Origin of the sequence: Bifidobacterium catenulatum subsp. kashiwanohense JCM 15439 = DSM 21854 (assembly GCF_001042615.1) — a bacterium.
GTDB classification, from domain to species: domain Bacteria; phylum Actinomycetota; class Actinomycetes; order Actinomycetales; family Bifidobacteriaceae; genus Bifidobacterium; species Bifidobacterium catenulatum.
Genome location: NZ_AP012327.1, coordinates 1,935,047 through 1,955,345 on the forward strand (window position 1 = coordinate 1,935,047; position 20,299 = coordinate 1,955,345).

Annotated in this window: 15 protein-coding genes; 5 read left to right on the forward strand and 10 right to left on the reverse strand. The window is 56.9% G+C overall.

The genetic code is table 11. The features are described 5' to 3' along the window. Positions 1-181: 181 nt before the first annotated feature. Entirely contained in the window at positions 182-1,987 is a 1,806-nt protein-coding gene (locus tag BBKW_RS08240; RefSeq protein ID WP_033501400.1) for a DUF4012 domain-containing protein, read from the forward strand. Between the two features lie 66 nt (positions 1,988-2,053). On the opposite strand, the gene BBKW_RS08245 is transcribed toward BBKW_RS08240, so the two are convergent. Beyond that, on the reverse strand, positions 2,054-2,674 hold the full coding sequence (locus BBKW_RS08245; RefSeq protein WP_048349540.1) for an arsenate-mycothiol transferase ArsC: 621 nt from the start codon (positions 2,672-2,674) through the stop codon (positions 2,054-2,056). A gap of 204 nt (positions 2,675-2,878) precedes the next feature. After that, positions 2,879-3,895, reverse strand: coding sequence for an endonuclease/exonuclease/phosphatase family protein (locus tag BBKW_RS08250; protein ID WP_033501401.1), 1,017 nt, complete (start codon positions 3,893-3,895; stop codon positions 2,879-2,881). A 317-nt stretch (positions 3,896-4,212) separates the two neighbouring features. Between BBKW_RS08250 and BBKW_RS08255 the strand changes: the two genes are divergently transcribed. After that, positions 4,213-4,536, forward strand: a complete 324-nt coding sequence (locus BBKW_RS08255) for a hypothetical protein (protein WP_193786592.1) — start codon at positions 4,213-4,215, stop codon at positions 4,534-4,536. A gap of 18 nt (positions 4,537-4,554) precedes the next feature. On the opposite strand, the gene BBKW_RS08260 is transcribed toward BBKW_RS08255, so the two are convergent. Then, the gene (locus tag BBKW_RS08260; protein ID WP_033501403.1) at positions 4,555-6,096 is read right to left on the reverse strand and encodes an MDR family MFS transporter; all 1,542 of its coding nucleotides are present in this window, start codon (positions 6,094-6,096) and stop codon (positions 4,555-4,557) included. A 677-nt stretch (positions 6,097-6,773) separates the two neighbouring features. Between BBKW_RS08260 and BBKW_RS08270 the strand changes: the two genes are divergently transcribed. Then, entirely contained in the window at positions 6,774-7,562 is a 789-nt protein-coding gene (locus BBKW_RS08270; protein WP_231858477.1) for a GGDEF domain-containing protein, read from the forward strand. A 19-nt stretch (positions 7,563-7,581) separates the two neighbouring features. Here the strand turns inward: BBKW_RS08270 and BBKW_RS08275 are convergent, their stop codons facing one another. Then, complete coding sequence (locus tag BBKW_RS08275) at positions 7,582-8,844, reverse strand: Nramp family divalent metal transporter (protein ID WP_231858478.1); 1,263 nt, start codon at positions 8,842-8,844, stop codon at positions 7,582-7,584. Between the two features lie 122 nt (positions 8,845-8,966). Between BBKW_RS08275 and BBKW_RS08280 the strand changes: the two genes are divergently transcribed. Further along, positions 8,967-9,821, forward strand: coding sequence for an aldo/keto reductase (locus tag BBKW_RS08280; protein ID WP_033501501.1), 855 nt, complete (start codon positions 8,967-8,969; stop codon positions 9,819-9,821). Positions 9,822-9,871: 50 nt separating this feature from the next. Further along, on the forward strand, positions 9,872-10,678 hold the full coding sequence (locus BBKW_RS08285; RefSeq protein WP_228428999.1) for an HNH endonuclease family protein: 807 nt from the start codon (positions 9,872-9,874) through the stop codon (positions 10,676-10,678). 444 nt (positions 10,679-11,122) lie between these two features. On the opposite strand, the gene BBKW_RS08290 is transcribed toward BBKW_RS08285, so the two are convergent. From BBKW_RS08290 to BBKW_RS08315, 6 genes are all read right to left on the reverse strand, one after another. Next, on the reverse strand, positions 11,123-12,196 hold the full coding sequence (locus tag BBKW_RS08290) for a LacI family DNA-binding transcriptional regulator (protein ID WP_011743697.1): 1,074 nt from the start codon (positions 12,194-12,196) through the stop codon (positions 11,123-11,125). Between the two features lie 44 nt (positions 12,197-12,240). Continuing rightward, the gene (locus tag BBKW_RS08295; protein WP_229027278.1) at positions 12,241-14,376 is read right to left on the reverse strand and encodes a beta-galactosidase; all 2,136 of its coding nucleotides are present in this window, start codon (positions 14,374-14,376) and stop codon (positions 12,241-12,243) included. Positions 14,377-14,398: 22 nt separating this feature from the next. Next, positions 14,399-16,654: a beta-galactosidase gene (locus tag BBKW_RS08300; RefSeq protein ID WP_033501407.1), complete on the reverse strand. Its 2,256-nt coding sequence runs from the start codon at positions 16,652-16,654 to the stop codon at positions 14,399-14,401. A 41-nt stretch (positions 16,655-16,695) separates the two neighbouring features. Continuing rightward, a complete protein-coding gene (locus tag BBKW_RS08305) occupies positions 16,696-17,529 on the reverse strand; it encodes a carbohydrate ABC transporter permease (protein WP_003809794.1) in 834 nt (277 codons plus the stop codon). Beyond that, positions 17,526-18,398, reverse strand: a complete 873-nt coding sequence (locus BBKW_RS08310; protein WP_003809796.1) for a carbohydrate ABC transporter permease — start codon at positions 18,396-18,398, stop codon at positions 17,526-17,528. The genes BBKW_RS08305 and BBKW_RS08310 overlap by 4 nt, the downstream gene beginning before the upstream one ends. 191 nt (positions 18,399-18,589) lie before the next feature. Beyond that, positions 18,590-19,840, reverse strand: a complete 1,251-nt coding sequence (locus tag BBKW_RS08315; protein WP_033501408.1) for an ABC transporter substrate-binding protein — start codon at positions 19,838-19,840, stop codon at positions 18,590-18,592. Positions 19,841-20,299: the final 459 nt, after the last annotated feature.

Consider the following 20,299-nt stretch of genomic DNA (forward strand, 5'->3'; position numbering starts at 1 on the left):
CGTTAGTGTTCTCTGCGGAAGTCACTGAACCCCTCATCTCCGTATATCAAAAACCTTAGGAAATGCTACCCTACCCCCTAGAAATAGAGTCGGTTTTATCAGGCAGCAATCGCTTTTTTCACTATTTATCCATACGAATGTGCCATGATAAAAAGCTGGAACACCTAACAGAGGGGGATTAATGTCTCAACATGCGAGCACTCACGCCGCCCGTTCTCACAAGCTTCGCAATACATTGCTTGTTATTACGGCACTGCTCATCCTGCTGGTCATTGCCGGAGGCGTCGTCGGTCTGAATTTCTACAAGCAGGCGAAGGAAGTCAAAGCTCACGAGGAGCAGGCGGTCTCGTCTCTTTCGGCCATCACCGACGTCAATACGTTGAAGGATGTGCAAGCGTCGGATGCCGCAATCAAGCAGGCGCGGACCCATACCGCCGCGGCAAGAGATATTGCCAATGGAACACTGTGGAACATGCTGTCGAAGATGCCGGTTGTGGGCGGTGATGTTACCAACGTGCAGGGCATGACGCAGGTGGTGGATGATTTAGTGCAACAAACACTGCCGTCACTCACCGATGTGGTACAACAGCTTGCGAACGCGCAGATCAGCGGCGAGAATGGCCAGTTGAATCTTCAGCCCATTGTGGATGCGCAAGACGACTTCTCTTCGGTAAGCAAGCAGGTGAAGTCGTTGAATTCGAAGCTCAGCAATCTGCCTGAACCACGTATCGGCATGGTGAAGAAGGCATATTCGCAGAGTCGCAGCCAGTTCACCAAGGTTACGGATATGGTGGAGCAAGTGAACAATGCGCTACAGATGCTCCCCTCCTTCTTGGGACAGAACGGTGCCCGAACGTATCTGCTGGTGGCGCAGACCACTTCCGAACAACGTTCCGGCGGCGGACTGGTGGGCTCCATGGGTACGTTGCAGACCGATCATGGACAAATTCAGGTCGGTGAGTTCCATCACAATGGAGACTTCATTAACGGCAGTAATGGCAATGCTTCGGAACATGCCGTGTTCAAGGGGCCTCTGGGATTCTCCTTCGATATTCGCGACACGTTCGCGGTGCCAGACATCGCCCGCAATGCGGAAATGATGAATGAAGCTTGGCAGCGTTCCCAATATGCTTGCGATGTTGACGGTATCGTATCTATCGATCCGGTGTTCATCCAGAAAATGGTAGAGATCAACGGCAATGTGACGCTGGAAGATGGTACTGTGCTCACCGGCAAAAATACCGCTGAATACATGCTCAACACCATCTATAAGGAAGTTCCCGTATCTCTACAAGACACGTATTTCGAATACATCGCCTCCACCATCATGAACAACGCCTTCAGCAACATGGACATCACCAAGATGATGAAGGTGGCTCAAAGCATCGGCGAATTAACTAAGAACCGTCATTTCTACGCATACACGTTCCATGATGATGAAGCCAAATATTTCCAAGGTGCCGGACTCGCCAAGGGCACTCCAGACAGCGAGACCGATCCGGAAGTGGGCATTTACCTCAACGAACAGAATCCGTCGAAGTTGGGATGGTATATCAACCGTAAGGCACAGATTACCAAAACCGGTCAGAATGCCGATGGGTCGAAAACCTACCATGTCACCTACACGTTGACCAATACGCTGACTTCCAGCGAAATGGCCACCTGCACCGGCTATATTCTGGGCGGCGAGCAGGCAGGTGTAACGGGTAAGCCTGTTGCGGCTCCGGGAACGTCTGCGCAACGTATGCTGTTTTACGCGCCGAAGGGTGGTTCCATCAGCGAGATCACCTCATCCGGAGACGTACGAGACCAAAGCAATGCTGTGATGGATGATCAAAAACTGGTCACCAATGTGGCTTATATCACCCCCGGGGAAAGCGTGACTTTCGATTTCGACGTGACCACCTCGCCGAAGGCCGAAAGCGATCTAACCATCGATCAGACACCATCCGGCAAAATGACTAACGAGGTCAACTACCAGTACTGACCGATTCGTGCCGGCACTGACTGAAAGCGCCGGCACGAAATCGTCGACCATGACGGCCACTGCCATCTAAGCCCACATATTGTAGGTGGTAATGGGCTGCCCAGAACAAATCTGCGAGCGCACAGGCGCTATACCCATGCTGTAATGCTTTTTCATGCTTTTCAGCATGGTTCGCAGAGCATTATTGGTCTGGTTGGCCGCGATACGGAACTTGTCGAACGACTTGCCGTGCGGGTCATCGATATCTTTGGGAGTGGGCAACATCGGACGAATCATGGAAGAGACTTTGATAACGGATGCGAGACGCTCCTGGATGGTCAGTCCGCTTACCATGCCGTTTTGCGCGCAGTATTGGCACATGTTGGCGAAGTCGTTAAGCAGAAATGTATAACGGACCGCGCCTGGCGCGAGGGCAACGATGTCTTTGCGCTGTTCTTTCTCGAAGCAGAGAATCAGATCAGCACTCTCAGCCATAGATCGGGTGAGTCTGCGGGATCGGAATCCGCTTGGTTCAATGTTGACGCTGGTCATAAGTCTGGCACTGGACGGATCCATCTGGCATCGCGGAAGGCCACGCGTGCCGGCGCTAGAAACCTGCACAGTGGTGCCAGCGAGGTAGCGAGTGAGCAAGAGTTCGCCCATAGGCGACCGGCAGATATTGCCTGTACAGACGAACATGATATGCATACCGCACACCCCTTTGTATCTCTACCTAACTTATGGAAACTACAATCCTCAATCTTACCTCAGGCATAGATATTACAATTTGGGGTTTAACCGTTTTACCCCTTCAGGGATACCTCAGGAAACATATATACCCTCGACAAAGGAGCGTGCTTCTTTAGTTGCAGGCTTATCGCAGAAGTTCGTTTCCGCCGCCACTTTCCGCCGCTATGCAATGGTTAGGGTGGCAAGCAGTGCGAGATGGTCGGAACCTTGAATCCGCTTGGTTGCAAGATCAGTTGCACGCACGCCCTTGTCGTAAATAATATGGTCGATTTCAGCAATCGGAAATACTGCAGGGAACGTCATATGCAGGCCCTCCCCCGCGCTCTGACCAGCGTCAGTAAAACGATCACCAAGCAAATATCTAAAACTTGCATGATCCCACGTGGAATTAAAATCACCCATCAAAACATATGATTCATTATTATCATAATGCTGTAATTGAGCGATAGAATCCAAACTTTTATTCCATAGACCTTGATTTCTGGGACGCGGAGAAAAAGGATGTACCGACCCGAATCTCACATTTCTTCCGTTGAGCACAACAGTTGCAGCAGGGATGCTGCTTGATTCTATAGGAATAAGATTCTCAGTTGTTTCCTGCAATGGATGCGCACTGTACAGCACATTCACACCGCCATTATCATGCCACGTAAGCTGCGGAATAACGAAATATGGAAGATAATCTGCGATTCCCTCATCGTTCAGTCTGTTCAGCAAATCCGAAGAAACCTCTTGCATTGCCAAGACTTCGATATGCTCTTCGCGTATTGTTTCAACGATTTGTTGCGCATCGGCAACACCCTGCTTCGTGTTGAACGTCATAACACGAACCGTTGCCATGGGCTGTGCGGCAGAGCTGGCAGCCGGCACAACATACCCCCAATGCCAAGCGACCTGTATGACCACGCATACCGCGCTCAATGCAGCCAACGCCCTTCGTTTGCCGATACGGCGAATTGTCAGAGCAAAAACCGCAATCACAGCGGAAAGCAAACCCAGCCACGGCATCAGCGCAACAACCAGAGGCACATAGCGTTTGCCATCAAGATTATTCGGCAGCATGCGCAACAACATCGCCACCACAATGACCGCGGTGACCAACCAAAGCAAAGCTGTCAGCAACGTTGAACGCGTTTCGCGATGCGTTTCATTGCGCTGAACGTCGCCAAGTCTAGTCATGCACGCTCCTTTCCTGTTCCATATTCCCGTTTCATCTTCCTGTTCCACGCAATCCGCAATCGTATGCAATCATATGTTGCAACCGAAAGTCTTACGCATCGTTTTTCACAACATCTCTCACAACATCTCTTCTCGTGAACGCTACCCGCGTTCATCCCCGCATATGTTTCCCGCACGCATGTAGGATGACGCCTTCACAAGAGTGCCACTATATGGACACTTTCCGGCATTTGGAATAGTTCTGATACGTTCATCCGATAGTCTATAGGTTACAAAACGGCGCTTAACAAAAAGAGGCAATAGCAAAAGAGGCAATCATGAGCGAAGAGGCAATGCGTGAAGAAGTGGCGCAAGCTGTGGAAGTGGCCGCAAACAAGGCCGCCGAAGAGGAAATCAGCAAGCTGTCCGAATTCGAAAGCGCCATCGACGAAACGCTCGCCTCCGGCTATTTGGACGATACGCTCACCGTCACCGACGCAGACGGCGTGGCGCAAGTGCTGCCGGTGCTTGATTCCGAACCAATCTCACACCTGGTGGAAGGCTTGGAAGCCGTAGGCGGGAGCGCCAATGTGTTCGTGCGCACCAGCGCAGGCGTGGTGGCCCTCAGCGTAGTGGAATACAAGCCCAACGAAGAAGAGTAGCCGTCGCAGCATGCACGGTCAGGCGGCACGCCTACGGTTGAGGGCGCGTTGCACGGTTTCATGCGTGGAACCGGCACCCTGGCCGCGCACGCCGAAGAACACCATTAGCACCATCACGAAGCAGATTGCCGCACTGATACGAAGCGCCCACTGAATGCCGAACACGTTGGCAGCCGCATACACGGCTTTTTTGCCACCGAGCGCAGTCCAACGAAGAGACGTGAACGTCTCCATCAAAATCACCAACACCGGAGCGCCAATCGCGCCCGCAATCTGACGAACCGTATTCGTCACCGCGGATCCGGCGCTCACCTCTTCCGGTTCCAAACAATTCAGTGACCATGTGGTGATCGGCATCAACACGAAACCCATGCCGATCTGGCGCACAAACTGCCAAATCGACACCCACCAAATCCACGAGGTCATGGAAATCAAACTCATCATGACTGTGCCGAAACACAAGGTAATCGTGCCTACCAACGCCACCGGGCGTGCACCGAAACGGTCAAGTATCTTACCACCGAAAAACTGCGAAATGCACTGGCCCAAAGCACCCGGAAGCATCACCAGGCCGCTAATCGCAGCAGAATAGCCACGGCAATCCTGAATGTACAGGGGCATGATCACCATAATCGAACTGAACGCGAAGAACGAGAGCGCGGCCGTGATCGTGCCAACAGTAAAACTACGATTCTTCAACACGCTCAAATTCAACAGTGGCGGCTGCGCTTCAGGATTTTCAATCTGCCTGCGCGCGCCATGAATCTGGCGAAGCACAAACCAAATAATTCCCACAACGCCAATCACCATTGGCAACCAAACCATAGGATTTACAAACGAATACGATTCAATATTCGTAAAGCCGAACATTAGCCCGCCGAAACCGAAAATAGACAGTCCAACGGAAAAAAAGTCAGCCTTCGCGGTTTTATCATTCTCACCGAAATTATGCAATCCAAAATAGGCAAGAAGCAGCGAAATTACGCCGATAATGGTCAACGTGAGGAAAATTGAACGCCAACCGTTCAAGTCCGTCTGCACACCGCCAAGCGTCGGACCGATCGCCGGAGCCACGCTCATCGCCACACCAACCGTACCCATTGCGAAACCACGGCGAGACAGCGGATAAATCGAAAACACCGTGATCTGCAACACCGGCCACATCACACCCGTGCCAACCGCCTCAAGCAAACGCCCGATCAGCACCATCAAAAAAGTTGGACCAAGCCAAGCGAACAGTGAACCGATCGTGAACACAACCATGGAAACAAGCACGATTTCGCGCGTCGAAAAACGTCTCGTAAGGTATGCCGTAAGCGGCACCATCACGCCCATGACCAGCTGGAAAATCGACGTCAGCCACTGACCGGTCGTAACGGAAATACCAAAATCACTGACGATCGTCGGCAACGCGGCGCTTAACTGCAATTGCGTGAAATTACCGACGAACGTAATAAATGTAAGAACCGCAATGGAAATAAACGCCGTGCGCGTTAAATGACCGTTCTGATACGATTCCTCTCGAGCAAGCGCTCGGGACATGCTCCGCTTCGCTGACATCAATCACCTTCTCCACATTCAAACGCACAAACTATATGATAGCCCGTATGACAGAGGCATGGATATTCACCTGCGGATTCCTGTTTTTGTCATTTCTGGGTAACGCTCCCTATTTAGAGGTATCATGACACACGAAAGAGATAGGCAGGTTTTCGGCGCAGGCAACGTCGGAGAGAGAGAGAGGGATGATACCAGTCAGGGCCATGTTCCACATCTGCATGGAGTTGTGGGGCATTTTCATATGTCTGATTTTCGCAGGCGGAATTTTCATTGCAACACCACAAAAAACCAGACGAACTCGCATCAAAATACTCATGCAGATCGCCTGCATGCTTCTTCTTGGATCCGACGCGCTCAGCTGGTATTTTCACGCAAATGCAGACGAAACCACATACTATATAGTTCGCATAAGCAATTTCTCAGTATTCTGCATCAACTATATTTTCATGAGTTTCTTCGCAACCTATGTTTGGTTGACAGTGAGCAAAAATCAGCATCGCAAACCAGCCGCATTGCATACCGTCTACGCATTATCCGTAATTGGAATTCTCTTACTTATCATCACACAATTCACTGGTCTTTTCTACTATTTCGATGACCACAATCTTTACCATCGCGGTAATTTCTATCTTCTTTCGCAAGCAATTGCGGTCTCGGGAATCGCATTATGCTTCTTCATGCTGATCTCATATCGCAAGAATCTTGATCGCATTACTTTCCTTTCCATGATGTCGTTCTTCGTACTACCAGTATTGGCGACCATCTACCAAGCACTGACATACGGTTTTTCATTGCAATGTTTGGCGATCGTGATTTCCACACAGATTATGTTCATCATGGACACCGTGGAACTGAACATGCGATTCTACTCGCAACAGGCCGCCTACGAAAAAGCAAGGTACAAAGCCGAACATGACGGCATGACCGGTTTGCTGAACAAAGAAGCGGGATATAAACGCATGCGCAAATACTTCGACCTCATGGATTCGTACGACGAAGCGATGCTGATGTTCGTCGACATCGACAATTTCAAAACCATCAACGACACATACGGACACACAGTCGGCGATTTCTGGATCCGCGAGGTCGCATCCCAGCTTCGGCACATCTACTGGCAAGATGACATCATCTGCCGATACGGCGGCGACGAATTCATAGCACTCATCCGAAACACCGCCAGCGAACAGGTGCTCGAAACCACGCTGGGCATGTTCTTCCAACAGTTGACACGCGCCTCGGAACAGCACGGGCAAGACGTGCATTGCAGCGTAGGCGTGTGCCGCATTGCCGCCATCCGCATCAGCGGAAACACGGATATCAGCAGAAACACGGATGGAGGAAACGGCGAAGATACCAGAGGCGGCGTGGATTTCGGCCAATGCGTCAAACAGGCCGACCTGGCGCTGTACGAAACCAAGCGATCCAACAAAGGAACATTCACCGTCTACAATTACGACCGCTCCTAGCCAGCATCCGCAATCTGCATCAGGAACGGCCGGAAAGCGTAAGGAAGACGAGAATCACATTAAGCGCAACAATCAGCGAAACAACTACCATATTGATTGCGAATTTCACTGGACCATCCACATAATCGCCCATTAATGAGCGATCGTGAGTGTATTTCATCAGCGGAATGATTGCGAACGGAATGCCGATCGACAGTACCACCTGCCCCATGATCAGCGCCTCCGTCGGATTCTTCGCAAACCACAGTACAACCAATGCCGGCACAAGCGTCACCACGCGGCACGCCCACATCGGCGCTTTGATCCGCAACAGTCCATGCATGATTTCGGCACCGGCATACGTGCCGACCGATGTGGAGCTCAGGCTGGAAGCCAGCAGTCCGACCGAGAAAATCGTGCCGACAACAGGGCCCAGAGCGGCGGCGATGGCATGCTGCGCGCCTTCGATCGAATCAGTGCCGGTCACGCCATACAGCGAATTCGCCGCGAGAATCAGCAGCGCCAGATTCACCGTGCCGGCCAGAAGCAACGCCCATATCACATCGACCTTGCTGCCATACAGCAGCGTCTTGATGTCGGGCTTCTTTTGCCCCGCGGAATAATGGTCATTGACGAGTGTGGAATGCAGGTAAATCGCATGCGGCATCACCGTGGCTCCCAGCATCGAGGCGGCCATGAGCACGGTCGCAGACCCTTTGAAACGCGGGATCAAGCCCGTTGCCACCTGCGTGGGATTCGGCGGGTCGATGAAAAGACCCGCGATGAAGCCGAACGTGATCACCAACAGCAGCGCGATGATCATCTTCTCGAAAAGACGATGCGTAGGCCCCTTCTGGAAAATCAGCAACACCGTGGAAATCGCGCCGATAATGCAGCCGCCGACGAACAACGGCAGACCGAACAGCAGTTTCAGTGCAATCGCTCCGCCGATCACCTCTGCCAGATCCGTGGCGATGGCGATCACCTCAGCCTGCATGAAGAACATGAACCGGCCGGCATTCCCTAGACGTTCGCTCAGAATCTCCGGCAGACTCCGGCCCGTGACGATGCCGAGTTTGGCTGACTGGTATTGGATGAGCACACTCATGCAGTTGGCCAGAACGAGCACCCATACCAGCAGATAGCCGTATGTGGCTCCGGAAGTAACATTCGCAGCCACGTTGCCTGGGTCCACGTATGCCACAGCCGCCACAAAAGCGGGGCCGAGGATGCCGGCGAGCGCGTGCCCGTAATGCTGGTGAGATTGTGGTTGCGGAGTAGTTATTGCATTCTTTGAATCCATATTGCCCTCCATATCCGCGCAATGTTATAGCGCGCTTACCTGCATGGAATTGTTACGGCCGTTACGCCTCCCGCTAAACTGGTGTGGAGAACATCGCATATTCGATTCAAGGGGTTGTTTCCATGGCTACTTTCCATACTCCGATGGTTACGCTTTCCGACGGCAATCTGATTCCGCAGATCGGTTTGGGCGTGCTGCGCATCGACGATGAGGGCGTTACTCCCGTAGTTGAGAGCGCGCTGGAAGCCGGCTATCGGCACATCGACGGTGCCGCGGGATACAACAATGAGGCTGGCGTGGGGCGTGCGCTGCGCAATGCGGGCTTCACGCAAGGCGAGCATCGCAAGAATCTGTGGGTGACCACGAAGCTGCGCGATTCGGAACAGGGGTACGATTCCGCACGCAAGGCGTTCGACCGGCAGCTGGGTCTGCTGCAGCTCGACTACGTGGACATGTACATGCTGCACTGGCCGACGCCGTTCAACTGGCGTTCCGGTGAGACGTGGAAGGCGTTCACTGAGTTTCGCGCGGAAAACCGCGTGCGCACACTGGGCGTGTGCAATTTCATGCCCGAACATCTTGACCGCTTGTATGAGGAAACCGGTGAATATCCGGCCGTCAACCAGATTGAGCTGCATCCCACGTGGCAGCAGCGCGAGGTTGTGGAATACTGCAAGGCGCACGACATTGCAGTGGAAGCGTATTCGCCGATGGCCCGCGGCGCTGATTTGAACGCTGGAAATGGCACGATCGAACGTATCGCAGCTGCGCACGGGATCACCCCGGCACAGGTGATTCTGCGCTGGCATATCGAAAATGGAACAATCATCATCCCCAAGTCTGTGCATGCGGATCGGCAGAAGCAGAATCTCGATCTGTTCGGTTTCGTACTTGCTCCTGAAGAGCATGCCGCGATTGACGCGCTTGATGGTCCGACGCGCGCAGGTCATGATCCGATGACGTTCACTTACGCCTGATATTCCTAATTCCGCAATTTCAGTGTGTTGCATGTATTATTTCAATACTTATGGCACGAAAGAATAATCGTAATTCCTATAATTATCGGAATATTGAGCAGGACGTGCGTGATATTCAGCGGGCCGGCAAACGGTTCAAAAAAAGTTGGATCAATGCTGACGGTCCGCTGGAACGCATTCTCATTCTGCTGGTCGTCGTTGCGGTAGTCGGCGTCACTATCGGCATGCTTCTGCCGAAAATCAATCCGACCGTAGGTGAGATTACCGGCGAATACACGGCAACCGGCACTGCCGCGGAAACGTTGGAAAAACTTACGGTTGACGACAATCCCAGCAAAGCCGGATATGATCGCGACGCGTTCGGATTCCGAGAAACCGACGACGACGGCAATGGTTGCGACGTGCGCGAAGATGTGCTCGCCCGCGATTTGACGGACGTGCAATATAAGAACAGCCGCAGCTGCCAAGTTGCGTCGGGTACACTCGATGACCCATATACCGGTCAGACCATTCAGTTCGTGCGTGGAGTGAAAACGTCTTCGGCGGTGCAGATCGACCATGTGGTCGCGTTGGAGAATGCATGGCAGTCGGGCGCGAACACGTGGGATCATACGAAGCTGTACCAATTCGGCAACGACATGTACAATCTGCTGGCCGTGGATGGGCCGGCGAATCAGCAAAAGGGTTCCGCTTCGGCCGCATACTGGCTGCCGACGAACAGCGAATACCGTTGCGATTACGTGGCTCGGCAGATTGGCGTGAAAGACAAGTACGGACTGACCGTCACCACGCAGGAAAAGCGAGCGATGCTTTCCGTGCTGCACGGCTGCCCGGCGCAAAGCGTGCCGGAGCGGTGAGGCGCGTGGCAGGTGGCGGAGCGTAGGTGCGCGGTGAAGCGTAGGTGAGTGGCGGAGTCTCCTGAAATGTGTCACGATTCGAAATTTCGGCTGTTTTTTCGAATCGTGACACATTTTTCCTTCCAAAAAAGCAATACGGGGGTATAAACGACATATTCCCAAGGAAAATGCCTCAAAAACATACCCCCGAACCGAAAGTGATGTGTCACGATCCAAAATTTTGGTCTTTTTTTCGAATCGTGACACAAAACAAGCGACACGGGCAGTACCGGAAGAGTAGGTCCAAGGCCTGCTCTGGAAAGGGCGGAGCTGGCGCACAGATAGCGTGGGCAGTGCCGGAAGAGCGGAATCAAGGCCTGCGACGGAAGCGAGGAGGGCACTCAGGGGAGGAGAAGGCATGCGGAAAGCGGGAGCACTAGGCGGCGCGAAACCAAACACGCGACACTAGGCACGGGTGGTGGCGCGGGCTATGATGCGGGATTGGGTGGTGATGAGCTCCGGTTCCAACGTACGGCTGCCATCGATGCGGTTGATGATGCGGCTGACCGCGGTCGGCGCGATCCAGTCGAGGCAGGAATCCATGGTGGTCAGCGGCGGCTGGAAATATGCGGCTTCCTCGTTGTTGTCGAAGCCGATCACCTGCACCCGGTCGGGCACCGCGATGCCGTTCGCTGCCAAAGTGAACAGTGCGCCCAACGCAAGCTGGTCGTTGAACGCCACGATGCCATCGAAGGGGATGCCGGAGTCGACGATGCGCTGCGTCATGCGCGCGCCCGAGCCGATGGTCCAATCCTGGCCGACGTTGGGCACTAGCCGTGTGTCCAATTCGACGCCTTGGTCGGCACACGCTTCGAATATGCCTCGCATGCGCAGCTGCGCGTTGCCTTCCACGGCGTCGCGCAGCTCGAGGATATGCTCCGGATCGGTTCGCGAGCCGATCACCGCAAGATTCGTGGCACCGTGGTCGAACAGGTATTGCGCGGCGAGACGCGCCTCCTGGACGTCGTCCGGGGTGACATGGTCCGCCTTGCCATGCGTGGACCGCGCGCCCACGCAGACCAGCGGATAATCCACGTCCAGGTCCTCGGGATCGAGATCCTCGACTTCGGAGATGGACAGGATCATGCCGTCCGACACCGTGGCATTGAAGTTTCGCAACAGCGCGCGGGCACCCTGCGCGGATCCTTCCGCATACGTGGTGATGTACACGGAATAGCCGTAGATGCGGGCCGCGTCGATCACCCGGTTGGCCAGTTCGGCCAAATATGGCGCGGTCAGGCTCGGCACCGCGAGCGTGATGAAGCCGGTTTTGCCGCGATTGAGATTGCGGGCCGACACGTTGACGCGGTAGCCGAGCCTGTCGATGACGTCCTGCACTTTTTCGCGTGTGGCGTCGGCCATGCGGCCGGAATGGTTGATGACGTTCGACGCGGTTTTGAGGGAGACTCCGGCCTCTTGCGCCACTTCACGCAGTGTGACGCGTTTCCTGTCGGACTTGTCCGGCTTCACTTCGGCCATATCTCCCCCTAACCGCATCCGTCATCGATATTCGACTTCCGACTTTACCGCCTTACCACGAGCACGCCGTTGCGGCGCACGGTGTACGAGCCGGGCTTTTCCTCCCGATCCGTCTGGAACAGGATGACCGGCTCGCCTTCGATGCCTTGCAATTCGACCGTCTTCTTGCCACGGGGCAGGTAGAAGTCGAAGGTGGCGTCGGCGGAGGCGCGCACGGTGTGCAGCACGTCGGCATTCTCCTGCGACGAGGCCGCGAGATATGCGCGGACCAGCTTCGTCAGATCGGCCACATCCAGGTCGCAGCCGACGAAATACGCTTCGCCGGAGCCGTACGGATTACGGGTGACCGCGGCCGTGCCGTCGAGCTCCCATTCGTCCGCTTCCTCGCCGGCGTACGTGGCAAGCACCTGCGCGTGTTCGCCGGTCACGTTCACGTCGTTCTGCCACAGGCGGGTCGTGGTGCCGTCCAGCGCGGCCGAATCGTCGGCGGACGACAGTCGGATCTCGCCCGGCTCGCCTTCGGCTTCGGCGCCGAGGATGTTGAATTCCTCGCCGCGGACGCCCAGCATCGAGCGCAACAGGCCATCGCCCGCGCCCGGGTATCCGCCGAGCCAAGTGTGGAAATGCTCGTCGATCAGTCCGGTCGCGTAGCCGACCACCACGCGGCCGCCGGCGGCCGCGAAGTCGGCCAACCGCTGCGTGTCGGCGGTGCTCAGGATCAGCACGGTCGGCAGCACGACGGTCTTGTACGAGCTCCAGTCGTAGGCGAGCGGCACGATGTCGGCGCGCGAGCCCGCGTCCAGGAACGCGCGGTACCAGTCACGCACGTCATGCCAGTGGTTGAGTTTCATGCTCGGCAGGGTCTGGGAGCGGGTGGCCCATTCCGATTCGGCGCTGAAGAGGATCGCCGTGTCGGAGTGCGCCAATTCGGTGCCCTGCACGCCGGCGTCGGCGAGCGTGTGCAACGACGCGCCCAGCTCGCACACCTGGCGGAACAGCTTCGTGTCCTCGCCGGCGTGCGGAACCATGGCCGAATGGAACGCTTCGGCACCGAACGCGGACGCGCGCCACTGGAAGAAGTTGATGGCGTCGGCGCCCATGGCCACATGGGCCAGGGAGTCACGCACGGTCTCGCCCTTGCGCTTGCGGGTGTTAAGCGGCTTCCACTGCACCGCCGAGGTGGAGTGTTCCATGACGTACCACGGCTTGCCGAGCGCGAGCGAATCCATGAGAGCGTCGGAGCAGGCCAGCTCGTCGAGGTGGGATTCGCCCTCGTGGAAGTAGTGGTCGTTGGATACGAAGTTCACTTCCTTGGCCCAGGCGGCGTAGTCCATGCAGCACTGGTCGGTGGAGACCATGAAGTTCGTGGTGAACGGCTTGTCGGGGCAGATTTCGGCGATCGCGTCGCGTTCGGCTTTGTAGAAGTCGAGGAGCATGTCGTTGCCGAACCGTTCGAAGTCGAGCTTCTGGCCGGGGTTGACCATCGAGTCGGCGCCCATGAACCGTGGGATGAGCACTTCGTCGAAGCCGTTCATCTCCTGGCCCCAGAAGGTGGTGCCCCACGCCTGATTGAGCGCGTCGATGGTGCCGTACTTGCGGCGGCACCATGCGCGGAAGGCCTCGAGCGCGTTGTCGGAGTAGTCCTCGCGGTTGTTCCACCCGTATTCGTTGCCCATGTGCCATGCGGTCACATACGGGTTGGTGCCGTACCGTTCGGCGAGCTTGCGGCACAGGGTCAGCGCGTATTCCTTGAACACCGGGCTGGTCGGGCTCCAGGATTGGCGCGAGCCGGCGTTGACCGGATGGCCGTACTTGTCACGCGGAAGGACCTCCGGGTGGCTTTCGTACAGCCACAGCGGCGCGGTCGCCGTCGCGGAGGCCAGGTCGACCACGATGCCGGCATTGCCGAGTTTGTCGATGATGCGGTCGAGCCAGCCGAAATCCCAACGATCCTCGGTGGGTTGGATGCGATCCCAGCTGAAGATGGCGAGGGCCACGGTGTTGACGCCGGCCTGCTTCATCAGGCGGATGTCGTCGTCCCAGATGTCCTCGGACCATTGGTCGGGATTGTAGTCGCCACCGAAGGCGATGCCGCGGCCATCCGCGGTCAGCAGTTCCGGCCATTCGAAGTTGCGTCGCGCACTCACGATTATCTCCTTTGGTAATTGGCATAAAGCCATGGTTTTTTGTATATTACATTCGTTATTCGCCCACCGGCATGTGGTACACCGGTGTAGCATACACGTCGGTGACGTCAGCGACGCACGCATCGGACTGCTCCAGGCGGGCCGCCATCGACGATGTTACCTTCACGCGGACCCCGCGCCTCAGCGGCGTGACGACCAGCGTCAGCTTTCCACCAGCGGCATCGATGGCATCCGCGTAATCGCGCAATCCGACCTGCCATGTCTCGCCGTTGCAGAAATTATCGGCGATCAGCACATCGCCGCAGAACAGCCAGCCGATATCGCCCTGGTATGCGATGTTCAGCATGACATCGGCGACCTGCCGTTGATCGCGGAAAAGCCGTCCCATGCCAGCCGGCAAAGCGATTTCGTACCGATCGGCGTGCAGTCTTCTCAGACGCGCATACACCGATACGGGCTCCACCGGCCGCGGAGAGCCGAGCAAGCCTTCCGGATATGCGGCGATCCCGTTTTCGGCGCGGGGCGATTCCAGCGTCCACCCATCGCCGTCCTCGTACAGCAACGCGTTGTCGTCGTCGACGAAGGCGAGGCCTCCGTCCAACACCGTCATCCGCCCGGCGAGCGCTCGTGTGACGCATACGATCTCCGCCGCGTCCCGGACCATGAAGCGTTCGAAATCCGCCTTGCCGACGGTGACGTCCTGGATGTCGCCTTCGAAATGGAACGTCAGCTCATCCATGCCATCGGGCTTGAGGAACACGAACGTGCGGAACGGTCGGCCCGGCACCCGCAGCACGGTGACCGGCTGCAGGTTGGCGCGGACGAGCCGCACGCCGTCCAGATCCATGTTGAACGGCAATATGCAGTTCTCCCCCTCGGCGAGGCCGATGCCGGTGAACCGTATGCGCTCACCGGTACCCGTCGTCACGTCGATTTGCTCACCGTGACGGCTCGGCACGCGCGCATGGTCCTGGAAGTTGTCGATGGACACGAAACCCCGTTCGCCATCGCTGCGCACGGCATACCGGAGGGTCTCGGAGTCGGACGGATCGATGCGGTCCTGCCCGTCCTGCAACGAGACCGGCATTCCGGCGAGTTCCGGCCCGAAGGCTTTGACGAACTCGTGCAGGGTGCGCAGCCGCCGGTAGGATTCCCGCACCTGTCCGAATTCGCCAAGGGGCGCTTGGAAATCATAGGAGCGTTTCGGGGTCTGCCCCTCATTGAGGAATCCGGCCGCGCCCTTCGGGTTGGTTCCGCCATGGAACATGTAGTAGCCGAGGAAATCGCACCCCGAGCCGAGCTTGATGTTGGCCATCGCGTCGACGGAGCGCTTCGGCAGCACGAAACGGTAATCGTACGAATTGAACATCCCGCCGCCCATCTCGCAGCAGGCGTACGGGCGGCTGTCCGGATCGTACGGGGGATCGAAGCCGTCGCTTGTGCTGGAGCCATGCAGCCTCCGGTATCGGTACTCGTCGGTGGCGGGATGCTCCGTCATCCCCTCGGCACCGACGCCGTCGTAGAACAGCCACGGCCGGTACGCGTATCCACCCCACAGCGGCAGCATGTCGTCCGGAACCGGTGACTGCCAGCCGGTGCAGGTGAACATCGGCGGGTCGATGCCTTCCTCGATCGCGATGTCGCGCAGCCGTTCCAGGTAGCCGGCCCCATCGTGGCCGGACGGCACCCATTCACGGCTGATGCCGGTGGTCATCTCCCAAGGAGCCGACGACGCCATGTACTCGTTGTCGACCTGGGCCGCGATGATCGGCCCGCCATCCTTGAAATACAGGCCGCGCAGCTGCTGCGCGATATGCGCGTAGAGACCGCGCACCGCATCGAGGAAGCCGGCGTCGAGGGAACGGACCTCATACGACTTGCCGTACAGCCAGTCGGGAAGTCCGCCGTTGCGCACCTCGCCATGGCAGAACGGTCCCAGCCGCACGATGACGTGCAGTCCGTGCCGGACGCACAATTCCACGAATCGGCGCACGTTCCTGTTGCCGGAGAAATCCCACTCCCCCTCGCGCTCCTCATGGTGGTTCCAGAACACGTAGGTGGATACGACGTCGATGCCCGCCGCGGCCATCTTCGCGAGTTCCGTGTCCCACCGTTCGGCGGCGATCCGCGAATAGTGCATCTCGCCGGCGATGGGGATCCATGGCGATCCGTCACGGGTCAGGAAGCGGTTCGTGGCGCCCAGGGTCCCGCCATCCGGCCCGCATGCGGCTGCGGCGCGGATGACGGGGATCCCGTATGCGGGCGTCCGCGCGAACTTGCTGGCTTCCGAAAGATCAACCTCATAGCGCATAACGCTGCTCCTTGTCGAATTCCCGCAAGCAGGAGGACCGGTCAGCCCTTGACCGAACCGGCGACCAGGCCGGCCACGATCCAACGCTGGCAGAAGATGAAGAACACGAACACCGGGATGAGCGCGATGGTGGTGACCGTCATGAACAACGGCCAGTTCGTCGTGAAGGTGCTGATCGCGTTGAACACCTGCAGCACGATGGTCTGTTTGTTGGTCGACGAGATGTACACGCTCGGCGTCATGAAGTCGTTCCACGTGCCCATGGTCTGGAACACGATGACGGTGGTCAGGATCGGGCGGATCAGCGGCAGCACGATCGTCCAGAAGATGCGGAACGGACCGGCGCCGTCGATACGGGCGGCCTCGATGATCTCATACGGCAGGCCGCGCATGTACTGCACGATCAAGAAGTAGCAGAAGGTCGCGCCGCCCGTGTAAAGCACGATCAGGCCGAGCAGCGAATCGACGAGACCCACCTGTGCCTCCATGCGGTACTGCGGAATCAGCAGCGTCTGGCCGGGGATGATGAAGGACAGCATGAGCAGCACGCCGATCACGGCGGTGAACTTGCTCTTCTTCAGGATCATGCCGTATGCGGCGAGCGCGCCGAACAGCACCTGCAGACCGACGCCGACCACCGTCACGATGATGGTGTTCTTGAAGGCGTTGACAATGGGCAGATGCCCGAATGCATACGTGTAGTTCTCGAAATTCCATGTCTTTGGTAACCCAATCGGGTCCATGGACATCTCGGCGCTGCTTTTGAACGTGTTGATGACGATGACGTACAGCGGCACCGCGCAGATCAGCGCGATAGCGATGACGACGACGGAACGGATGATCGAGCCGATACGCTCGCGTTGCTGCAGAGTCATGACAGCCTCTTTTCTACCAGATTGGTGATTACCTGCTGCAGGGCGACCAACAGCGCGCAGCAGATGAAGAAGATGACGCCCAGTGCGGAGCCCAGTCCGTACCGGCTCGAACCGATGCCCGTGAGGATGATGGACTGGGTCACGGTGTAGGTGGAGTAGCCCGGACCGCCGCTGGTGAGGCCATACGGCAGATCATAGACCTTCAAACCACCGGTAAGCAGCATGAAGATGCTCACACCCATGGCCGGAACCATCTGGGGCAGTGTGATGTTGAAGAACTGCTGGCGACGGTTTGCGCCATCGACGGCGGCCTGTTCGTAGATATCGGCGGGGATAGCCTGCAGATACGCCAGATACAGCGTGGCGTGCCAGCCGATCTGAGCCCATACCGCTACGAAAATCACACAGAATTTGGCAAGTTCGGAATTCGACAACCACGGAATCGCATCGATGCCGATCTTGGCGAGCAGCGTGTTGACGACGCCGGACTTCAGCGGGGAGAAGATGTACTGCCAGACCAAGCCGAGCACGGCCATGGACGGCACCGAGAAGAAGAAGAACAGGGAACGGGCGAAGTTACGGCCGAAGAACTTGCGGTTGAGCACCACAGCCAGCGGCAGGGCGATCACGGTGATGAGCACGGTGGTGGCCACCGTGTACAGCAGCGTGAAGCCGAGGCCCGCGAGCAGCGTCGGATCCTTGAAGCACTGCACGTAGTTCGCGAACCCCACGAACTTCGCGTCCGCGAAATTGTAACCGGAGTAATCGGTGAAGCTGAACACCAGGCTTTGCAGGAATGGGATGAGGATCACCACGATGAACACCACCATGATCGGCAGCAGGAAGCGTGCCGAGGCGAAGTTCTCCATGAAGTTGCGGTGACGACGCTGCTTGAGATGCAACGCCTCTACCTGATCAGCGGAATGTGGACGCGCCGCTGACGCTGTTGATACTGACATGTTGGTTGCTTTCTACAAAACGTGAGATTGGCAGGTCCAGGCGTGGCGCGGACGGAAGGGTCCGCGCCAGCCTGCCGCGATGGATGTCTGTTCGCGATGGATCAGGAGAGGGTCTTGAGCTTGGAATCGAGGTTCTCCGCGGCCTGCGTAGGGCTGATGGAGCCGAGGGCTACCTGCTGCAGCTGGGTGAAGGTCTCGGCGCGCAGCGCGGTGGTGCCCTTGCTCCAGTGGGCGGAATTCAGGTACACGTTGCCGGTCTTGATGTACAGGTCGTAGGCGTCCTTGAAGTGGTCGTCCACCGTGGCGTTGAAGCCCTTGACGGACGGGATCAGGCCCAGCTGCTTCTGGTACAGCTTGAGGCCCTCGTCGGAGGTCAGGAAGGTGAAGAACTTCTCCGCGGCCTTGAGCTTGTCTCCGGAGATCTTGTTGTTGATGCCGAAGGCCGGATCGATGGAGCCCGGCGCGTACGGGGTGTCACCCTTCTTCAGCATAGGGATCTGGCCGAAACCGTAGTTGAGGCCGGTCTCATTGAAGCTGTCGATGTCCCACGAGCCGGAAGGATAGACCGCAAGACGTCCGGCGGTGAATTCCGACTTGACCTGGTCGCCGCTCAGGCCGGACACGTCGGAGCTCATCAGGTTCTGCTTGATCAGCTTGTCCCATTCGCCGTAGTACTTGCCATACACGTTCTTGAACGTGTCCTTACCGGCGTCGATCTTGGCGTCGAGCGCCTCGCCCTGCTTGGCGGATTCAGCGCCGATCCAGCCCTCGACGGCGTTGCCCAGTCCATCCTTCGGCTCAAGGTATGGGGTGATTCCCGCGGCTTTGAGTTTGCCGCACATGGTCAGGAATTCATCCCACGTCGCCGGGATGGAGTCGTAACCGACCTTCTTCAGCAGATCCTTGTTGTACACCCAGGCATTGGTCCAGGTGCTCACGCCCATGGCGTATACTTTGCCATCCACGCTATAGGCCTTTTTTGCGGCATCGCCGATTTTATCCATGAAGCTTTCATTGCTCAGGTCCTTGGCGTAGTTGCCTTTGACCAGATCGCTCAACGCCTCCGGAGGAACGATGTAGACGTCGGCCAGGTTTCCGCCGGAGATTCGAGTCTGCAGCGTCTGCTGGTAGCCACTCTGGGAACCGGTGGTGGTGCTGTAGTCGATCTTGATGTCCGGATTGGCCTTTTCGAACGCGTCGATGATCGGCTGGTACTTGTCCTGCGAATTGTTCGAGAAGAACGACAGCGTGGTCTTGCCGTCGGCGGCGTTTCCTCCACCGCACGCGGCCAGCGGAACAAGCATCGCCGCAGCGGCCACCGCCGCAATCATCCTGATGGATTTCTTCTCCATGATGTACTCCTCCTTGTGTTCCATCGTTGGCACCCGCTTTACGTGCGTTCATTCGTCGAACCCACTCCAGCTGCGGTAGATACACGTCAATATGTCTTCAACTGTCCATTCAGTTGATTCGGGATATTTCCTTCCCTTTTTGGTATAACTGTGTACCTGTTGAAACAGTATAGGTTTTCCGGTGTACCATGTCAATTCAAACAAGGAAATTTGCATCCCATCGACCGCTACCCCTACAAAACATCGGCGTGTCGTATACCGGCAGCACCGTCGACAGCGGACGACGACCCGCCCGCACCATCCGGAGACGCGCAGCCCGAAAGCGTATTGCGGGTGGGCAGGACGCATGTGGACAAGTCGGTGTATTACGGGGGATTATTTTTCCGATGAATTCCCCAGTATTAGTTGGGATTGAAAAGATGCTGAAAGTCCACAGATAAAAAATCGGCGGCCCCAAGG

What these genes read in the sequence shown, in the direction of transcription:
- BBKW_RS08295 (WP_229027278.1), bottom strand. Translation starts at nt 14,376, where the DNA reads ATGGCTTTATGCCAATTACCAAAGGAGATAATCGTGAGTGCGCGACGC.
- BBKW_RS08290 (WP_011743697.1), bottom strand. Translation starts at nt 12,196, where the DNA reads ATGGCCGAAGTGAAGCCGGACAAGTCCGACAGGAAACGCGTCACACTG.
- BBKW_RS08240 (WP_033501400.1), top strand. Translation starts at nt 182, where the DNA reads ATGTCTCAACATGCGAGCACTCACGCCGCCCGTTCTCACAAGCTTCGC.
- BBKW_RS08250 (WP_033501401.1), bottom strand. Translation starts at nt 3,895, where the DNA reads ATGACTAGACTTGGCGACGTTCAGCGCAATGAAACGCATCGCGAAACG.
- BBKW_RS08300 (WP_033501407.1), bottom strand. Translation starts at nt 16,654, where the DNA reads ATGCGCTATGAGGTTGATCTTTCGGAAGCCAGCAAGTTCGCGCGGACG.
- BBKW_RS08310 (WP_003809796.1), bottom strand. Translation starts at nt 18,398, where the DNA reads ATGGAGAACTTCGCCTCGGCACGCTTCCTGCTGCCGATCATGGTGGTG.
- BBKW_RS08275 (WP_231858478.1), bottom strand. Translation starts at nt 8,844, where the DNA reads ATGGATTCAAAGAATGCAATAACTACTCCGCAACCACAATCTCACCAG.
- BBKW_RS08280 (WP_033501501.1), top strand. Translation starts at nt 8,967, where the DNA reads ATGGCTACTTTCCATACTCCGATGGTTACGCTTTCCGACGGCAATCTG.
- BBKW_RS08315 (WP_033501408.1), bottom strand. Translation starts at nt 19,840, where the DNA reads ATGGAGAAGAAATCCATCAGGATGATTGCGGCGGTGGCCGCTGCGGCG.
- BBKW_RS08260 (WP_033501403.1), bottom strand. Translation starts at nt 6,096, where the DNA reads ATGTCAGCGAAGCGGAGCATGTCCCGAGCGCTTGCTCGAGAGGAATCG.
- BBKW_RS08285 (WP_228428999.1), top strand. Translation starts at nt 9,872, where the DNA reads ATGGCACGAAAGAATAATCGTAATTCCTATAATTATCGGAATATTGAG.
- BBKW_RS08270 (WP_231858477.1), top strand. Translation starts at nt 6,774, where the DNA reads ATGCTGATCTCATATCGCAAGAATCTTGATCGCATTACTTTCCTTTCC.
- BBKW_RS08305 (WP_003809794.1), bottom strand. Translation starts at nt 17,529, where the DNA reads ATGACTCTGCAGCAACGCGAGCGTATCGGCTCGATCATCCGTTCCGTC.
- BBKW_RS08245 (WP_048349540.1), bottom strand. Translation starts at nt 2,674, where the DNA reads ATGCATATCATGTTCGTCTGTACAGGCAATATCTGCCGGTCGCCTATG.
- BBKW_RS08255 (WP_193786592.1), top strand. Translation starts at nt 4,213, where the DNA reads ATGAGCGAAGAGGCAATGCGTGAAGAAGTGGCGCAAGCTGTGGAAGTG.